Origin of the sequence: Lelliottia nimipressuralis, from assembly GCF_004402045.1 — a bacterium.
Taxonomy (GTDB): Bacteria; Pseudomonadota; Gammaproteobacteria; order Enterobacterales; family Enterobacteriaceae; genus Enterobacter; species Enterobacter chinensis.
The window spans coordinates 49,589-66,643 of record NZ_SOMG01000030.1 but is presented as its reverse complement, the minus strand read 5'-3'; the positions used below and the strand labels follow the sequence as shown (position 1 = coordinate 66,643).

Annotated in this window: 20 protein-coding genes; 1 reads left to right on the top strand and 19 read right to left on the bottom strand. The window is 54.0% G+C overall.

What is annotated here, in order from left to right:
* Positions 1 to 11: 11 nt before the first annotated feature.
* From thiK to yceD, 18 genes are all read right to left on the bottom strand, one after another.
* Entirely contained in the window at positions 12 to 836 is an 825-nt protein-coding gene (thiK, locus tag E3U32_RS17875) for a thiamine kinase (protein WP_134349846.1), read from the bottom strand.
* Positions 817 to 1,464: a penicillin-binding protein activator LpoB gene (gene lpoB / locus E3U32_RS17870; RefSeq protein WP_134349845.1), complete on the bottom strand. Its 648-nt coding sequence runs from the start codon at positions 1,462 to 1,464 to the stop codon at positions 817 to 819. The genes thiK and lpoB overlap by 20 nt, the downstream gene beginning before the upstream one ends.
* Positions 1,465 to 1,474: 10 nt before the next feature.
* A complete protein-coding gene (locus E3U32_RS17865; protein WP_134349844.1) occupies positions 1,475 to 1,849 on the bottom strand; it encodes a YcfL family protein in 375 nt (124 codons plus the stop codon).
* 1 nt (position 1,850) lies between these two features.
* On the bottom strand, positions 1,851 to 2,210 hold the full coding sequence (gene hinT, locus E3U32_RS17860; RefSeq protein ID WP_006809243.1) for a purine nucleoside phosphoramidase: 360 nt from the start codon (positions 2,208 to 2,210) through the stop codon (positions 1,851 to 1,853).
* Between the two features lie 259 nt (positions 2,211 to 2,469).
* Positions 2,470 to 3,903: a PTS glucose transporter subunit IIBC gene (ptsG, locus tag E3U32_RS17855; RefSeq protein WP_134349843.1), complete on the bottom strand. Its 1,434-nt coding sequence runs from the start codon at positions 3,901 to 3,903 to the stop codon at positions 2,470 to 2,472.
* Positions 3,904 to 4,200: 297 nt separating this feature from the next.
* Complete coding sequence (locus E3U32_RS17850; RefSeq protein ID WP_045284990.1) at positions 4,201 to 4,995, bottom strand: metal-dependent hydrolase; 795 nt, start codon at positions 4,993 to 4,995, stop codon at positions 4,201 to 4,203.
* Positions 4,996 to 5,005: 10 nt separating this feature from the next.
* Positions 5,006 to 6,010, bottom strand: coding sequence for a DNA polymerase III subunit delta' (holB, locus tag E3U32_RS17845; RefSeq protein WP_134349842.1), 1,005 nt, complete (start codon positions 6,008 to 6,010; stop codon positions 5,006 to 5,008).
* Positions 6,007 to 6,648, bottom strand: coding sequence for a dTMP kinase (gene tmk, locus E3U32_RS17840; protein ID WP_134349841.1), 642 nt, complete (start codon positions 6,646 to 6,648; stop codon positions 6,007 to 6,009). Before tmk ends, holB begins: the two co-directional genes overlap by 4 nt.
* Positions 6,638 to 7,660 carry a cell division protein YceG gene (gene yceG / locus E3U32_RS17835; RefSeq protein WP_134349840.1) on the bottom strand — a complete coding sequence of 341 codons (1,023 nt, stop codon included), beginning with the start codon at positions 7,658 to 7,660 and terminating at the stop codon, positions 6,638 to 6,640. The genes tmk and yceG overlap by 11 nt, the downstream gene beginning before the upstream one ends.
* Before the next feature lie 2 nt (positions 7,661 to 7,662).
* Positions 7,663 to 8,472, bottom strand: coding sequence for an aminodeoxychorismate lyase (pabC, locus tag E3U32_RS17830; protein WP_134349839.1), 810 nt, complete (start codon positions 8,470 to 8,472; stop codon positions 7,663 to 7,665).
* A 120-nt stretch (positions 8,473 to 8,592) separates the two neighbouring features.
* Positions 8,593 to 9,834 carry a beta-ketoacyl-ACP synthase II gene (gene fabF, locus E3U32_RS17825; protein WP_134349838.1) on the bottom strand — a complete coding sequence of 414 codons (1,242 nt, stop codon included), beginning with the start codon at positions 9,832 to 9,834 and terminating at the stop codon, positions 8,593 to 8,595.
* Positions 9,835 to 9,926: 92 nt separating this feature from the next.
* On the bottom strand, positions 9,927 to 10,163 hold the full coding sequence (gene acpP / locus E3U32_RS17820; protein WP_003857954.1) for an acyl carrier protein: 237 nt from the start codon (positions 10,161 to 10,163) through the stop codon (positions 9,927 to 9,929).
* A gap of 154 nt (positions 10,164 to 10,317) precedes the next feature.
* Positions 10,318 to 11,052: a 3-oxoacyl-ACP reductase FabG gene (gene fabG / locus E3U32_RS17815; RefSeq protein WP_010429699.1), complete on the bottom strand. Its 735-nt coding sequence runs from the start codon at positions 11,050 to 11,052 to the stop codon at positions 10,318 to 10,320.
* 12 nt (positions 11,053 to 11,064) lie between these two features.
* Positions 11,065 to 11,994 carry an ACP S-malonyltransferase gene (fabD, locus tag E3U32_RS17810; protein ID WP_134349837.1) on the bottom strand — a complete coding sequence of 310 codons (930 nt, stop codon included), beginning with the start codon at positions 11,992 to 11,994 and terminating at the stop codon, positions 11,065 to 11,067.
* Between the two features lie 15 nt (positions 11,995 to 12,009).
* Positions 12,010 to 12,963 carry a beta-ketoacyl-ACP synthase III gene (locus E3U32_RS17805; protein ID WP_023311150.1) on the bottom strand — a complete coding sequence of 318 codons (954 nt, stop codon included), beginning with the start codon at positions 12,961 to 12,963 and terminating at the stop codon, positions 12,010 to 12,012.
* A 6-nt stretch (positions 12,964 to 12,969) separates the two neighbouring features.
* Positions 12,970 to 14,004 carry a phosphate acyltransferase PlsX gene (gene plsX, locus E3U32_RS17800; protein WP_134349836.1) on the bottom strand — a complete coding sequence of 345 codons (1,035 nt, stop codon included), beginning with the start codon at positions 14,002 to 14,004 and terminating at the stop codon, positions 12,970 to 12,972.
* Positions 14,005 to 14,084: 80 nt separating this feature from the next.
* The gene (gene rpmF, locus E3U32_RS17795) at positions 14,085 to 14,258 is read right to left on the bottom strand and encodes a 50S ribosomal protein L32 (protein ID WP_003857964.1); all 174 of its coding nucleotides are present in this window, start codon (positions 14,256 to 14,258) and stop codon (positions 14,085 to 14,087) included.
* 16 nt (positions 14,259 to 14,274) lie between these two features.
* Positions 14,275 to 14,796: a 23S rRNA accumulation protein YceD gene (gene yceD / locus E3U32_RS17790; RefSeq protein WP_134349835.1), complete on the bottom strand. Its 522-nt coding sequence runs from the start codon at positions 14,794 to 14,796 to the stop codon at positions 14,275 to 14,277.
* A gap of 140 nt (positions 14,797 to 14,936) precedes the next feature.
* Here yceD and E3U32_RS17785 point away from each other — a divergent pair, with 140 nt between their 5' ends.
* A complete protein-coding gene (locus tag E3U32_RS17785) occupies positions 14,937 to 15,521 on the top strand; it encodes a Maf family protein (protein WP_047348996.1) in 585 nt (194 codons plus the stop codon).
* 79 nt (positions 15,522 to 15,600) lie between these two features.
* On the opposite strand, the gene rluC is transcribed toward E3U32_RS17785, so the two are convergent.
* Entirely contained in the window at positions 15,601 to 16,548 is a 948-nt protein-coding gene (rluC, locus tag E3U32_RS17780; RefSeq protein WP_134349834.1) for a 23S rRNA pseudouridine(955/2504/2580) synthase RluC, read from the bottom strand.
* Between the last annotated feature and the right edge of the window lie 507 nt (positions 16,549 to 17,055).

Genomic DNA, 17,055 nt, shown 5'->3' with positions numbered 1-17,055 from the left:
ATCCACCTCTCTTATCCTTTTGTTTGTAACTGACGCCAGGCATCGTCTGCCAGCGCAATAAATTGTTTGTCTCTGGACTGCTGATAGCGCATTTCAAACCAGCCGGCCATTAATATGACGACCCAGGGACGCCAGCGCCTGACCTGACGCGTCAGCGCATCGACGTCAATCTTTGCCGCCTGGGCATAGTCCCTGATGAGCGTCTGCCGCGCGGCGTCACTCTCCATCCAGACTGCCGCCAGCTCCAGCGCCACATCGCCGTCCCCGGCATATTCCCAGTCGATAAGCCTGATACCTGCTGACGTATGCACAATATTTCCGGCATGAACATCCATGTGCAACGGTGAGAGCCGAATCGGCTGTGGCTCGCCCGATTTACGCAACCGTTTAAGATGTGTCAGCCACGTTGGGGTGCGTCTGTCAGGCAAGGCTTGCTGCCAGTAGTGTTCAAGCAACGGGAATAACGTGATTCGCCATCCCAGACGTGGCTGCCGGTGTAAATGATACAGCATTGCCGCAAGCTCTGGGGTGTCCGGCAGCGCGCTTTTAACCTCACCTTCCAGGTACTCGACGGCCATCCAGCCCTGTCTGAAAAAACGGGGGTCAGGCACGAGATCTGACGCAAGACGTTTCAGGGCACGAAACTGTCGACGGAAATGGGAAGCAGGCGCAAAGGGATCGTGATTCTGCCGTAAGACCAGACGGTGTTCGCCCTGCGCTATAATGCAACTCGCGCCGCCAAGCCCGGAATGGGCCTGCGGCGCGATAAGGCGATACTGAGGAAAATAGCGTGTCAGAATCTCTTCACGCGTGCTGTCATTGTTGCGTAACCGCACCTTTACCTGACCAGATGATTTCGCCTGTCTGAACCAGCATCAGCTGCATCTGCAGGGCTGGCGTATTCACGTTACCGGTGGCGTTAGAGTACAGCACATACTGTGCGCCAACGTTACGGGCAATACCGATAGCCTTGCTACGTGTGCCGAGGCTATCCTGCGGCGACAGGCCCAGCTGCTGTTTCGCTACCGCGAGCTGCTGAGCCGAGACCAGCGTAAACTTACCGTTATTTGCCAGGGCATTGCGCAGGGTTTCCGTCGCTTCGCCCGCGTTAAGCGAACCGTTGGTACGGTTGTTCACGGTGTCGACTAACAGCACGCTGCCTGCCGTCACGCCCTGTGCCTGCAGCATTTTACCCACCATCGGCTGCATTGCGCCGTTCCAGTCGTAATGGCGCACGCGCGGCGCGGGCTGCGAAGTCTGGTCCGGATGCTCAATTGGTCCAGGCTGTGACGGAATAGACGGCACAGATGGCACGGTTGGCTGCGGCTGCGCTGGCTGCGTCGGCTGTTCAGTGCCCGGTTTAGCCTCTTCCACAGGCGCAGGCTGTTCAGTACGCGTCACACACCCTGCCAGAAACAGAGCGAAAGCTGTCACGAGCGCATAGCGGCTCAAATTTTTAATCAAGATTCACCCCTTAGAGATATAGATAAAGTCTCACCTTATGCGCACCCAGATAATTGGCGCTGCCATAGAGCGTTACCGACGACCTTGCCGGAATAGTGACGCTGCGCGGCGCCTCCAGCGGATGCATTTCAAGACCTCTTACGTCATACCAGAAAAAACGGTAGTGGACCGTCACTGGGTCATGTCTTTCATTGAAGAGCGTAGAGGAGGCTGACGAGTTAATTTCACTGATGGTCAACGCGGGTTGCTGCGCCGTGATGCCCGCAGCAAGCACGGAAGATTCCATCACCAGCGTCTGTTCATCATTCACAGGGATCGCCGGGCGCGAGCTGCACCCTACGATCATCATCGTCATTACCAGCGCTGCAATACGCCCTTTAAGCATGTTAAAGACCTTTGTGTGCCAGCATCGGCCCCAGAGGACGTCCACCCAGCAGATGCATGTGAATATGATAAACTTCCTGCCCGCCATGACGGTTGCAGTTCATGATCAGACGGTAACCGTCTTCTGCAATGCCTTCCTGTTCAGCGATTTTCGCGGCCACCGTCAGCATACGACCTAACGCCACTTCGTGCTCGGTTTTTACGTCGTTTACGGTAGGAATCAGAATATTGGGAATGATAAGGATGTGCGTCGGGGCCTGAGGGGAAATGTCCCGGAAAGCCGTCACCAGTTCATCCTGATAGACGATATCCGACGGGATTTCGCGACGGATAATTTTACTGAAAATCGTTTCTTCAGCCATGACCTTTTCCTTATTTGTTTAGTCTGGTGCGATGCGTCCGCTGTTGGCACACTCTCTGGATGAGTGCATGACACAATTCAAGAGTATGAGCGAGTTTCTCCTGTCCTTTCAACCTTCTCCCCCGATTTCTTTCCTGAATGTTTATCAGCTGGATGAAGAGTGACCGCTCTTGCGTCCTGGTGATGTTTTTTAAGACATAAAAAACCGCAGCAATAAAAAAGGCAGCCATTCGGCTGCCTTAGTCTCCCCAGGTCACAACTTAGTTGCTGCGGATGTACTCATCCATTTCGGTTTTCAGGTTATCGGATTTAGTACCGAAGATTGCCTGTACACCCGAACCTGCAACAACAACACCTGCTGCGCCCAGTTTTTTCAGACCCGGCTGGTCAACTTTTGCGACGTCAGCAACGCTAACACGCAGACGAGTGATGCACGCGTCCAGGTTAGTGATGTTCTCTTTACCGCCGAACGCTGCAACCAGGGCCGGAGCCATTTCGCTGGTAACGGCTGATTTGCTGTCTTCTGACGCATCTTCACGGCCTGGTGTTTTCAGGTCCAGTGCTTTGATCAGCACGCGGAAGATGGTGTAGTACGCAACGGCATAGCACGCGCCTACAATTGGGAACAGCCACAATTTGCTGCTGTTACCAGACAGAACGATGAAGTCGATCAGACCGTGAGAGAAGGACGTACCGTCACGCATACCCAGCAGGATACAGATTGGGAACGCCAGGCCCGCCAGTACAGCGTGGATGATGTACAGGATCGGCGCAACGAACATGAAGGAGAACTCGATCGGCTCGGTGATACCGGTCAGGAACGAGGTCAGCGCTGCGGAGATCATGATACCGCCCACTTTTGCACGGTTCTCTGGCTTAGCAGAGTGCCAGATGGCAATCGCAGCAGCCGGCAGACCGTACATTTTGAACAGGAAGCCGCCAGACAGTTTGCCTGCAGTTGGGTCGCCCGCCATGTAACGTGGGATGTCACCGTGGAATACCTGACCTGCTGCGTTGGTGAATTCACCAATCTGCATCTGGAATGGAACGTTCCAGATGTGGTGCAGACCAAATGGTACCAGGCAACGCTCGATGAAGCCGTAGATACCAAACGCGACAACCGGGTTCTGGTAAGCAGCCCACTGAGAGAAGGTCTGAATAGCGGAGCCGATCGGTGGCCAGATGAAGGACAGGATCACGCCAGTGAAAATCGCTGCCAGACCAGAGATGATCGGAACGAAACGCTTGCCCGCGAAGAAGCCCAGATACTCAGGCAGCTTGATGCGATAGAAGCGGTTAAACATATACGCTGCAATCGCACCGGAGATGATACCGCCCAGCACACCGGTGTCCGCCAGGTGTTTCGCGGCGATCTCTTCTGCCGGTAAATGCAGAACCAGCGGCGCAACCACAGCCATGGTTTTCACCATGATGCCGTAGGCAACCACTGCAGCCAGAGCAGATACACCATCGTTATTGGTGAAGCCCAGCGCCACACCGATCGCGAAGATCAGCGGCATGTTAGCAAAAACAGAACCGCCTGCTTCGGCCATCACGTGGGACACTACGGCTGGCAGCCAGCTGAAGTTTGCAGAACCGACACCCAGCAGGATACCTGCGATAGGCAGTACGGATACTGGCAGCATCAGCGATTTACCGACCTTTTGCAGGTTAGCAAATGCATTCTTAAACATAATTGAGAGTGCTCCTGAGTATTTGTGCTTTTTTTACGCTTTCACGCATTGGCCCGGGGGGAGTACCGTGCCGTGGACAGGACATCTAAGCGCCCTTTATTTATTACACAGAGTAAAATAATTCCCTCTGAGTTTGTTTGACGGCTATCACGTTTCAGCTTAAGGCGGTCGAAAAACTTTCAGTTATTTACAAAAAGCATGTCCGGATGTGTCTAAAAACACCGTCACCGCCCCAAATGAGGCGGTGAACTTTACTCGTTTTATTTATTAATTACGAGCCTAAAAAAAACAGGTGTATCAAACAGATTGCAGGCGGGCGGGGTCGATATGGAACAGCGTAGAGAAGTTTTCCGTGGTGACGCGGGCCAGTTCTTCAATACTGACGCCTTTAAGCACGGCCATGTACTCCGCAACGTCTCTCGTCATGGCCGGTTGGTTCTCTTTACCGCGATGCGGTACCGGAGCCAGATAAGGAGAGTCTGTTTCCACCAGAATGCGATCGAGCGGAACATAGCGCGCAGCATCACGAAGTTGCTCTGCGTTACGGAACGTCACGATCCCAGAAAACGAAATATAAAACCCTAAATCAAGCAGTTTACCCGCTGTTTCTCTGTCTTCTGTGAAACAGTGTAGTACGCCACCACAATCCGTCACGTTTTCTTCCCGGAGGATCGCCAGCGTATCGGCACGCGCATCGCGGGTATGAACAATGACCGGCTTGTTAAGTTCGCGGCCAATACGGATATGATGGCGGAAGGACTCCTGCTGGCGCGGTTTGGTTTCCGGCGTGTAGAAATAGTCCAGCCCGGTCTCGCCCATCGCCACCACGCCCTCTTCCGCTGCCAGTCGGCGCAGATCCTCGACGTCGTACGCCTCGTCCTGATTCAACGGGTGCACGCCGCAGGAGAACACCACGTTATCGCGAACGCCCACCAGCTCACGCATTGTGCGATAGCCCGGCAGCGTCGTCGCCACCGCAAGGCAGAATTTCACATCGCGGGCAGCGGCTTTCGCCAGCACGTCATCCACGTTTTTATGCAGAGATTGATAATCCAGGCCATCAAGATGGCAGTGTGAGTCGACTAAAAACATAATGTCTCTCTCAGAGATGGGAAACAGGCGGTGTGACGCCTGGTTGCAGGTAATGTTCAATACGCAGTAACTGGTCGGTCAGTAAAAGCTCGCGATTAAGACCAGTCACGGTTAAAAGCTGTTCGCGGCTCTGGCAAATGTCATGAAGCATCGCGTGAAGAATCGTGCCTGAGAGGCGGTTCGCCAGCGTATTCACTAGTGGCCATACGTCCGGGTTAGTCAGCAGCGTTGCTCCTTGCTGGAGCTTGAGCGCATCCAACAGTAAGGAGGCCAGCCAGTGCAGACGCTCATCGGCCCGATCGCAGTTCAGTGCCGGCAGTAAACTTAGCCAGTCCTGGCTGTTAAGTGAAGATTCGACGGCCCGGCAGAGCGTTTCTCGCTGTGACCAGATGTCTGGTTGCAGTAATGCCAGTGCCGCCGCGGGCGCTCCGCTGCTCAGGCGCAGTGCGGACAGCGCACACTCAGGTGACGTTGTCACCTCTCGCTCCAGCCAGCTCAGCGCCCACGTTTCCTGAGGCACAGCAAGGTGATGAAGACGACAGCGGCTGCGCAACGTCGCCAGTAATCGTCCCGGATCGCGGCACGAGAGGAAAAACCACGTTTTTTCCGGCGGCTCTTCCAGCGTTTTAAGAAGGGCGTTAGCCGCCGCCTCGGTTAGCAGCGTGGCGTCTTTAAGCCAGACCACTTTAGCGCCGCCCAGCCGCGCGTGTTCGTACAATTTTTCACTGACTTCACGCACGGCATCAATACCGAGCGCGCTTTTGCCCTTCTCAGGCTCAAGCGTGTAGTAGTCAGGATGTGTGCCCGCCTGCATTAGCTGGCAGCCGCGACATTTACCACAGCTTTTGTGCCCTTCGGGCTGCTGACACATCAGAAAACGGGTGATGGCATAAATCAACGCATCCTCACCCATGCCTGGCAATGCCTGAATCAGTAACGCATGATGCCCCCGACCTGCCTGATAGCTGCCGATCAGCTGTTCAAAGTGCGGACGCAACCATGGATACCATTTCATGCCTGTTGCTCCTGTACCCACTGCGTAACGGTCTGCTGAATGTCGCGCGTGACGTCGTCCAGGGATTGCGTCGCATCAATGGTGCAAATTGAGCTGTCCTGTGCGGCCAGTTCAAGATAGCGCGCACGGGTGCGGTTAAAGAAATCAAACGACTCTTGTTCAATGCGGTCCAGCTCGCCGCGCGCGCGGGCACGTTTGAGACCCACTTCCGGGGTAACATCCAGATAGAGCGTCAGGTCAGGGCGAAAATCACCCAATACGGCATTACGCAGCGTTGCCAGCATTGTCTGGTCAATACCGCGTCCTCCGCCCTGATATGCCTGAGTCGAAAGATCGTGACGGTCGCCGATTACCCATTTGCCGTCGGCCAGGGCGGGCTTGATAACCGTTTCAACCAGCTGTACGCGCGCCGCGTAGAACATCAGTACTTCGGCCTTGTCAGTGATAACTTCGTCGCCGACAGATTTAATATCCAGCACCAGGCTGCGCAGCTTTTCAGCCAGCTGCGTGCCACCCGGCTCGCGGGTAAATACCATGTCCGCCACGCCAAGCGCTTTGAGCGTATCCACCACCACGTTGCGGGCGGTGGTTTTACCCGCCCCTTCGAGTCCCTCAATGACAATGTATTTACTGCGCATTTTTTTCCTTAAGTGCCTTCAGATAGTCCTGAACAGAGCGATTGTGGCTGGCAAGGTTGGTGTTAAAGGTGTGCCCCCCTTTTCCATCAGCCACAAAATAGAGATACGGTGTTTTAGCCGGATGCGCGGCTGCTTTGAGCGAAGCCTCGCTCGGCGTGGCAATCGGGCCTGGCGGTAAACCGCTAATCACGTAGGTATTATACGCCGTTGGCGTCTCCAGATCTTTCCTGGAGATCTTGCCGACATAGCTCTCGCCCATGCCGTAGATGACGGTAGGGTCAGTTTGCAGACGCATGCCGATGCGCAGACGGTTGATAAATACCGACGCCACCCGTTCGCGCTCAGCAGCGACGGCCGTCTCTTTCTCAATGATTGAGGCCATCGTTACAAACTGGTTCCGATCGCTGTAAGGCAGTCCTTCCATTCGCCCTTCCCAGGCAGAATCTACTGCGGCGACCATTTTTTTGTGCGCCCGCTTCAAAATCGCCACATCGGTCGTACCCGCCGTGTACATCCAGGTGTCTGGCCAGAACCAGCCTTCCACCCAGTCTGGATGTTCAAGTTTCAGCACCTCGGCCACCGTCTGATAGCGATCGTCTTTTAATGTGTGTTTGATATACGGCGCGTCACGCAGCTGTTTGAGGTAATCGCTCAGGCGCATCCCTTCCACAAACCGCAGAGGGAACTGCGCTTCTTTGCCGCTTTCCAGCAGCTGCAGCATCTCTCTGACGGTCATTCCCGGCGTAAAGCGATAGGTGCCAGCTTTGAAATGGGACAGTTCAGGTTCCACGCGCAATAACCACTGGAATACCCGGGGACGATTGATAATCTTGTCGCCATAGAGCTGTTCCCCAAGCGCCTGGCGGCCGGTGCCTGCTTTCAGGGTAAAGATCGTCTCGTCTTTAATCAGGATCTTACTGTTCGCCAGTTGGCGAACTTTCCATACGCCTGCTCCGCCAGCGACACCCAGCGCAACGATGAGGATAAGGACAAAGCGCAACATTTTTTTCATGACTACCTGGTTTGCTCACATTTCGGGGCTAAAAACTGAAACAGCTCGCGCGAAGACCAGCGTTGTTGACCATACGCGCGAACAGGTACAACAGGCATCAGCGCATTACACATGATGACCTCATCTGCGGTCTGCAGCGCCGCTTCGCCTGCACTTACTTCGACAACGCGAAAGCCTGAGTGTGCCAGCTGCTCCAGACAAAACTGACGCATTAACCCGTTAACGCCAGCCTGATCCAGCGACGGAGTGAACACCTCTCTCCCCTGTCGCCAGAGTAAATTAGCCGCACAGCATTCCGTAATGAACCCTTCGCTGTCAAGAACCAGCGCCTCATCGGCGTCCGTCTGTTCAAGATGAGTACGAATGAGCACCTGCTCCAGGCGATTGAGGTGCTTAATCCCGGCCAGCATGGGGTTTCGTCCCAGTCGGATCGGGCTCAGCGTCAGCGTGACGCCCTCTTCTCGCCAGCGAGAGTAATGCGCGGGATAGGCAGAGACAGAGAGGATACGCGTTGGGCTAAGACACGATGCAGCGCTGTAACCCCGACCACCGCTGCCGCGGCTGATAATGACTTTGAGTACGCCGCTCTGCTTCCTGGATGCCAGTTCGCACATTTCCTGACGCAATGTGTCCCAGTGCGTAAATGGGATCATTAGCGTTCCACAGCCATGTTGCAGGCGTCGAATATGCGCCTCCAGCAGGCAGACATTGCCGTCCAGAATGCGCGCGGTCGTAAAGCAACCATCACCGAACTGTATCGCCCTGTCGCTGGCAGGCAGCGCGTCCTGCTCAAGGCCATTAATTAAAAACATGGTGGCTCCTATGCGTAGGCGTTTAGTCTGGCAGGATGCCCTACAGCCAACAAGAAGAGTAGACATAATAAAAAAGGTCCGGCAAGCGGACCTTTCTTAAGTGCTATCGGGTCTTCAGGATCAGATCTTTTTGAAGATCAGAGAACCATTCGTGCCGCCGAAGCCAAAGGAGTTACACAGGGTGTACTCCATACCGCTAACCTGGCGCGCTTCGTGAGGAACGAAGTCCAGATCGCAACCTTCATCCGGGTTATCCAGGTTGATGGTTGGCGGAACAGCCTGATCGCGCAGCGCAAGGATCGAGTAGATAGACTCTACTGCACCCGCCGCGCCCAACAGGTGACCGGTCATGGATTTCGTGGAGCTTACCATTACGCGGCTGGCAGACTCGCCGAAGATAGACTTAACCGCCTGAGCTTCTGCTTTATCGCCTGCAGGTGTAGAAGTACCGTGCGCGTTAACGTAGCCAATCTGAGCTGGAGTGAGACCCGCATCACGGATTGCGTTTGCCATCGCCAGCGCGGCACCCGCGCCGTTCTCCGGAGGAGACGTCATGTGGTAAGCATCGCTGCTCATACCAAAGCCAACGACTTCAGCATAAATTTTCGCACCACGTTTTTTCGCGTGCTCGTACTCTTCCAGTACGATCATGCCCGCACCGTCGCCCAACACGAAACCGTCACGATCTTTATCCCATGGACGGCTTGCCGCCTGAGGATTATCGTTGCGGGTAGACAGCGCACGTGCGGCACCAAAGCCACCCACGCCAAGCGGGGTACTGGCTTTTTCAGCGCCACCTGCAACCATAGCATCTGCATCGCCGTACGCGATCATACGCGCGGCCTGGCCGATGTTATGCACGCCAGACGTACAAGCGGTCGCGATAGAAATGCTTGGCCCACGCAGGCCGAACATGATGGTCAGGTGACCTGCCACCATATTAACAATCGTGGACGGAACGAAGAACGGGCTGATTTTGCGCGGTCCGCCATTCATCAGAGATGTATGGTTTTCCTCGATCAGGCCAAGACCGCCGATACCGGAGCCAATAGCGGCGCCAATACGGGTTGCGTTCTCTTCCGTAATCTCAAGGCCAGAATCCTGCATGGCCTGAATGCCAGCGACAATTCCATATTGAATGAAGGCATCCATCTTGCGCTGTTCTTTGCGCGAGATAAATTCTTCACAGTTAAAATCCTTTACTAAGCCAGCAAATTTCGTTGCATAGGCGCTAGTATCGAAATGGTCGATTAGGCTGATGCCGCTCTGACCGGCAAGGAGAGCTTTCCAGGTGGACTCTACGGTATTGCCGACAGGAGACAACATGCCAAGTCCGGTCACAACTACACGACGCTTAGACACGTTTGTCCTCCAGGGAGGGAAAAATAAAAGAGATTCGTGGGACTAAAAAAGATAAAACTCAGGCGGTCGAATGACCGCCTGGAGATGTTCACTTACGCCTGGTGACCGTTGATGTAATCAATGGCAGCCTGAACGGTGGTGATCTTCTCAGCTTCTTCGTCCGGAATCTCAGTATCAAACTCTTCTTCCAGAGCCATTACCAGCTCAACGGTGTCAAGAGAATCTGCGCCCAGGTCTTCAACGAAGGAAGCGGAGTTCACAACTTCTTCCTGCTTAACGCCCAGCTGTTCGCCGATAATTTTCTTAACGCGTTCTTCGATAGTGCTCATACTCTTAAATTTCCTATCAAAACTCGCTTTCGCGATGGTTTTCGTAGTGTATAAAATGTTGAAAAATTTGCAACTAAATCCCGGCAGTTCGTACCACGATTTTACGTTATTTTGAGGCCATTCGCCCTAATAACGCAAATATTTTTCATCGTGGTTAAACCATATACATCCCGCCGTTGACGTGGAGGGTCTCACCAGTGATGTAACCCGCTTCGTCAGAGGCTAAAAATGCAACCGCACTGGCAATTTCTTTAGGGTCGCCTAAGCGGCCCGCAGGAACAGCTGCCAGCGTACCCGCACGCTGATCATCAGTCAGCGCACGCGTCATGTCCGTTTCAATAAAGCCCGGAGCAACAACGTTTACAGTAATACCGCGGGACGCGACTTCACGCGCCAGCGACTTACTGAAACCGATCAGACCTGCTTTCGCCGCAGCGTAGTTAGCCTGACCAGCATTTCCCATGGTACCAACCACAGAACCGACAGTGATAATACGACCATGACGCTTTTTCATCATAGCGCGCATTACCGCTTTTGACAGACGGAATACAGATGACAGGTTGGTTTCGATGATATCGTTCCACTCGTCGTCTTTCATTCGCATTAACAGGTTATCACGAGTGATCCCGGCATTGTTTACCAGAATATCCACTTCACCAAATTCTGCGCGAATATTTTCCAGAACAGATTCGATAGATGCAGGTTCGGTCACATTCAGTACCAGACCTTTACCGTTTGCACCCAGATATTCGCTGATGGCCTGAGCGCCATTCTCGCTGGTTGCTGTACCAATCACCTTCGCGCCGCGCGCAACCAGTGTTTCAGCAATTGCACGCCCGATACCGCGGCTTGCGCCAGTCACCAGGGCAATTTTTCCTTCAAAACTCATGGTATTCCTCTTTTATTGCGAGAGTGCCGCTGACATCGCTTCCGGCTCGTTAATCGCCGAGGCTGTCAGGGTGTCAACAATACGTTTTGTCAGACCGGTGAGGACTTTCCCTGGGCCGACTTCATACAGATGCTCAACGCCCTGAGCGGCCATAAACTCAACGGTTTTGGTCCACTGTACCGGGCTGTAGAGCTGGCGAACCAGCGCGTCACGGATAGCTTCCGGCGTGGTTTCACATTTCACATCGACGTTGTTCACAACGGAAATCGTCGGTGCGTTAAACGTAATTTTTTCCAGCTCAACCGCCAGTTTCTCGGCTGCTGGCTTCATCAGCGCGCAGTGAGACGGCACGCTGACAGGCAGCGGCAGCGCACGTTTTGCGCCCGCGGCTTTACAGGCTGCACCGGCACGTTCAACCGCATCTTTGTGACCAGCGATAACCACTTGGCCCGGCGAGTTGAAGTTTACCGGCGAAACCACCTGGCCTTCAGCGGATTCTTCACACGCTTTTGCAATGGAAGCATCGTCAAGACCGATGATAGCAGACATGCCACCCGTACCTTCTGGCACCGCTTCCTGCATGAATTTGCCGCGCAGTTCAACCAGACGGACCGCGTCAGCAAACGCGATCACACCGGCATAGACCAGCGCAGAGTATTCACCCAGGCTATGGCCCGCAAGCAGCGCTGGCGCTTTACCACCCTGCTGCTGCCAGACACGCCACAGCGCAACAGATGCGGTCAGCAGCGCTGGCTGGGTCTGCCAGGTTTTGTTCAGTTCTTCGGCCGGCCCCTGCTGGGTCAGCGCCCATAAATCATAACCCAGTGCATCGGAAGCTTCACGGAAAGTCTCTTCAATTACCGGATAGTTTGCTGCCATTTCAGACAACATCCCAACGGTTTGAGAACCCTGCCCCGGGAATACAAAAGCAAATTGCGTCATTTTTTATTCCTTATCCTAGAAACGAACCAGCGCGGAACCCCAGGTGAACCCGCCACCGAAGGCTTCAAGCAAGACCAGCTGGCCCCGTTTGATTCGCCCGTCGCGTACCGCTTCATCAAATGCGCACGGTACTGACGCCGCAGAGGTGTTGCCGTGGCGATCCAGCGTCACCACAACGTTATCCATCGACATGCCCAGCTTTTTAGCGGTCGCGCTGATGATACGCAGGTTCGCCTGATGCGGCACCAGCCAGTCGAGGGCGGTGCGTTCAAGATTATTCGCTTCCAGCGTCTCATCGACAATGTGCGCAAGCTCAGTCACCGCCACCTTGAACACCTCATTACCTGCCATAGTCAGGTAAATGGAGTTATCCGGATTAACGCGATCGGCGTTAGGCAGTGTCAGCAGCTCACCGTAGCTTCCATCAGCATGCAGATGCGTGGAGATGATACCCGGCTCTTCAGACTGCCCCAGCAGCACTGCACCCGCACCATCACCAAAAATAATGATCGTTCCGCGATCGGTCGGATCGCAGGTACGCGCCAGCACGTCAGCACCGATCACCAGCGCATATTTGACGGCACCGGATTTAACATACTGATCGGCAACGCTCAGTGCATAGGTGAAACCTGCGCACGCGGCAGCGACGTCAAACGCCGGACAGCCCTTAATGCCGAGCATGTTTTGCACCTGGCACGCCGCGCTTGGGAAAGCGTGGGTGGCAGACGTCGTGGCAACCACGATCAAACCAATCTGTTCTTTATCAATGCCCGCCATTTCGATAGCACGCTGTGCGGCTTCGTAACCCATGGTCGACACGGTTTCGTCTGGCGCGGCAATACGACGTTCACGGATACCTGTGCGCGTGACAATCCACTCGTCAGACGTATCTACCATTTTTTCCAGATCGGCGTTGGTACGCACTTGTTTTGGCAGGTAGCTGCCGGTACCTAAAATCTTCGTATACATGTACGCTCAGTCACTTTTAGCTAATACAGATTCCAGGCGAGCGGCAATCCGCTGAGGGACTTGCCGCTGCACCGCCTGCACTGCCTGTTCAATCGCGACAGCAAATGCTCGCTGATTGGCGGCACCATGACTCTTAATCACGATGCCGCGCAATCCTAACAGACAGGCGCCATTATACTGGTCGGGGTTGAGGTGACTGAATCGCCGCGTCAGGCTTTTTTGTAACCAACGCTTTAATAAAATCAACCACCAGGCGCTTTTTTTGCCTTCTCCCTGCGATTTCAGCAGAGAAAGAAACATGCGCACGACCCCTTCCATGGTCTTCAACGTGACGTTTCCGGTGAAGCCATCGCACACCAGAACATCCGTTTTACCCGTCAACAACTCATTGGCTTCGAGATAACCAATATAGTTGATGGAGGGAACCTGTTTGAGCAATTCAGCCGCTTCGCGAATGCTGTCCAGGCCTTTGGTCTCTTCTTCACCAATGTTCAGTAACGCAACACGGGGATTGTTGATCCCGACCACTTCTTCCGCCAGCACCGATCCCATCACGGCAAACTGAGCCAGCATTGTACTATCACAGTCGACGTTAGCACCCAAGTCGAGCACCACCGTCTTACCCTTTTGTTGGTGCGGTAACACCGTCACCAGCGCCGGGCGCTCAATACCATCAATAGGCTTGAGCAACAATTTCGACAGCCCCATCAGCGCGCCGGTATTTCCCGCACTGACGCAGGCCTGCGCGCGCCCTTCTTTCACCAGCTCCAGCGCCATTCGCATCGAACTGCCGCGGCTATTACGAATAGCCTGTGAGGGTCGGGCATCACTGGCAATAACTGACTGCGCAGGAATAATCTGCAGACGTGAACGTTGTTCAAAGTCAGCTTTTGCAAGTAATGGCGTGATTGTGTCGGGATTGCCGACTAATAGAAGAGTGAGTTGCGAATTAGAATTCAGTGCCTGCAATGCTGCAGGCACTGTCACGGAAGGGCCAAAATCTCCCCCCATGACATCTAACGCCAGGGTTAGACGTGTCAAGGTATCGTCGCAGCCTGGTTCGGTAAATTCCCCGTTTGCACGGGGAAATCCTCACTAAGCCTAATCACGCTGACGCGTGATTACTTAGTGATAACCTTGCGGCCGCGGTAGAAACCGTCAGCGGTGATGTGGTGACGCAGGTGTTTCTCACCAGAAGTCTTGTCTACAGACAGGCTGGTAACTGCAGTCAGCGCGTCATGGGAACGACGCATGCCACGTTTGGAACGGGTTGGTTTATTCTGTTGTACGGCCATGGACCTTACTCCTCAATTACTTACGCTTTAAGCTGGCTAATACGGCAAATGGGTTTGGTTTTTGCGCTTCATCAGGCAGTTCACCAAAGACCATGTCCGCCTCGGACACTTCACAGTGTTCAGAATCATGCACCGGAACCACTGGCAAGGTGAGGATGATTTCATCTTCAACCAGAGCCAGAAGATCGATTTCACCGAATTCGTTAACCTCAATCGGCTCATACGCTTCCGGGAGTGCTTCAGCCTGTTCGTCAGAACGAACCGGACTGAAACAATACGTTGTGTGAACATGCTGTACAAACGGTTTCCCGCAACGCTGACACTCGAGCGTTACCGTCACCTTTGCATCACCGGTTAAAACGGCGAGACGCTGGTTGTCGATAGCGAACGACATGGAGCATTCTACATCACTGTCCACACTGACTACAGATGCGGCAATACGCTCAGCCTGATCGGAAGTATAGATACCTTCGTAATCGAGGCGTTTTTGAGCCGTACGAACCGGATCAAGAGTCAGGGGTAATTTTACCTTTTGCATAGGGCGCGCATATTAACTTTGTAACGTCATAGAGTCAAAGAAAAAGGCAACCTGGGCTGCCTTTTGCCAATTATTCGCACACATTGCGGCCTGTAGTTTAAAATGGCTGGCATCGATACGCTATATCTGGTGATAAAAATATGCCAAATCTTGTTCTCGCCTCCACGTCACCCTACCGCCGAATGCTGCTGGAAAAGCTCGGGATCCCGTTTGAATGCGCCGCGCCAGAAGTCGATGAGACGCCACAGCCGGGCGAGTCACCGCGTCATCTGGTGACGCGTCTTGCTAAGGAGAAAGCACAATCGCTGGCTGCACGCTATCCCTCGCATTTGATTATAGGCTCCGATCAGGTTTGCGTGCTGGACGGCGAAATCACCGGCAAGCCCCATACGGAGGAGAACGCCTGCCAGCAGCTTCTGCGTGCGCGAGGCAGTATCGTCACCTTTTATACGGGCCTGGCGCTCTATAACTCCGCCTCTGGTCACCTGCAAACGGAATGCGAGCCGTTCGACGTGCACTTTCGCCATCTCAGTGAGCAAGAGATTGTGGATTACGTACGCCGGGAGCGTCCGCTGAACTGTGCGGGTAGCTTCAAAAGTGAAGGATTGGGGATTGCGCTGTTTGACAAGCTGGACGGTCGCGATCCCAACACGCTAGTAGGATTGCCGCTGATTGCCCTGTGTCAGATGCTAAGGCGAGAAGAGTGTAATCCGCTGACAGCGTGACTTTTGCCCAGTGGCGCTTCGCTTGCATGGACCTACGGATTTCATAGGCCGGGTAAGCGCAGCGCCACCCGGCACATAATCAGCCGCGCAGAACCTTAAGACAGCGTTTCAACTGCTCATCCAGCGGCGCTTCAATACGGATGATTTCACCCGTATTAGGGTGGGTGAACTTCAGCGCTGCCGCATGCAGGAAGAGACGCGACAGCCCGGTGCCTGCCAGCTGCTTATCAAATTCCCTGTCGCCATACCGGTCATCAAACGCGATAGGATGCCCTGCAAACTGGGTATGCACGCGGATCTGGTGGGTGCGACCGGTAACCGGGCTGCAGCGCACCAGCGTGGCAAACTCATAGCGTTCTTCAACTTTAAAACGCGTCTCAGACGGTTTACCTTCCTGGCTCACACGAACAATACGCTCGCCGCTTTGCAGTATGTTCTTCAGCAGCGGCGCCTGTACTACTTTCACATGGGACTGCCACTGACCGCGAACCAGCGCCAGATAGTCTTTCTGCATGCCTTTTTCACGCAGCTGTTCATGCAGAGAACGCAGCGCAGAACGCTTTTTCGCTACCAGCAGTACGCCAGAGGTGTCACGGTCAAGACGGTGAACCAGTTCAAGGAAACGCGCTTCCGGGCGCAGGGCTCGCAGCCCTTCAATCACGCCGAAGCTCAGGCCACTACCGCCATGGACAGCCGTTCCTGACGGCTTATTCAGCACCAGAATGTGGTCGTCTTCGTAGAGGATTACATCGCTCAGGGCTGCTACTTTCTGTAGCTTAGGTGAAACGGTCTCTTCTTCTCGTTCAGCCACGCGCACCGGCGGAATACGTACTTCGTCACCGGCTTCGAGTTTGTACTCAGGCTTGACGCGTTTTTTGTTAACCCGCACCTCGCCCTTACGCAGGATGCGGTAAATCATACTCTTTGGCACGCCTTTCAGCTGGGTGCGCAAAAAGTTATCGATACGTTGCCCCGCGTCATCTTCGGCGATGGCAACCATTTTTACGGATGGAGTCTCTGTTTTCATGGTTGGCGATTCTAAATATCGTCAGCCATTAGCGCCACTCATTTTTCTATGCTTATATTTACTTTTATCCGGCCTGTCCCCCGTTTCGCGCAATCGATTTGGTGGTTATTAAACCAATCACCACCCCGAAGTGAAGAAACTGTGAGTAACCGGGTGATAATTGGTAAAAGTCATCTTGCTATAACCCGGCGAGCAGTGGAATAATGAGGCTGTTTTCCGTGTTAAATCCTGGTTAAGTAAGGATGTTGACGGAATGACCAATTTTGTCTGACCGATCATCCACGCAGCAATGGCGTAAGACGTATTGATCTTTCAGGCAGTTAGCGGGCTGCGGGTTGCAGTACTTCCCGGTATAAGGATTGTTCTCTGGAGAGTTCTTCCCAGGCAATTCCCCTGATAATTGCGCTGTGTTTCCGTATGAAGCACAGGCAACCGACACTCTGCGCCTCTTAAGCGAGCGACAACCGTGAGGTTGGCGACGTGAATAGACACGAGGCCATCGGTTCA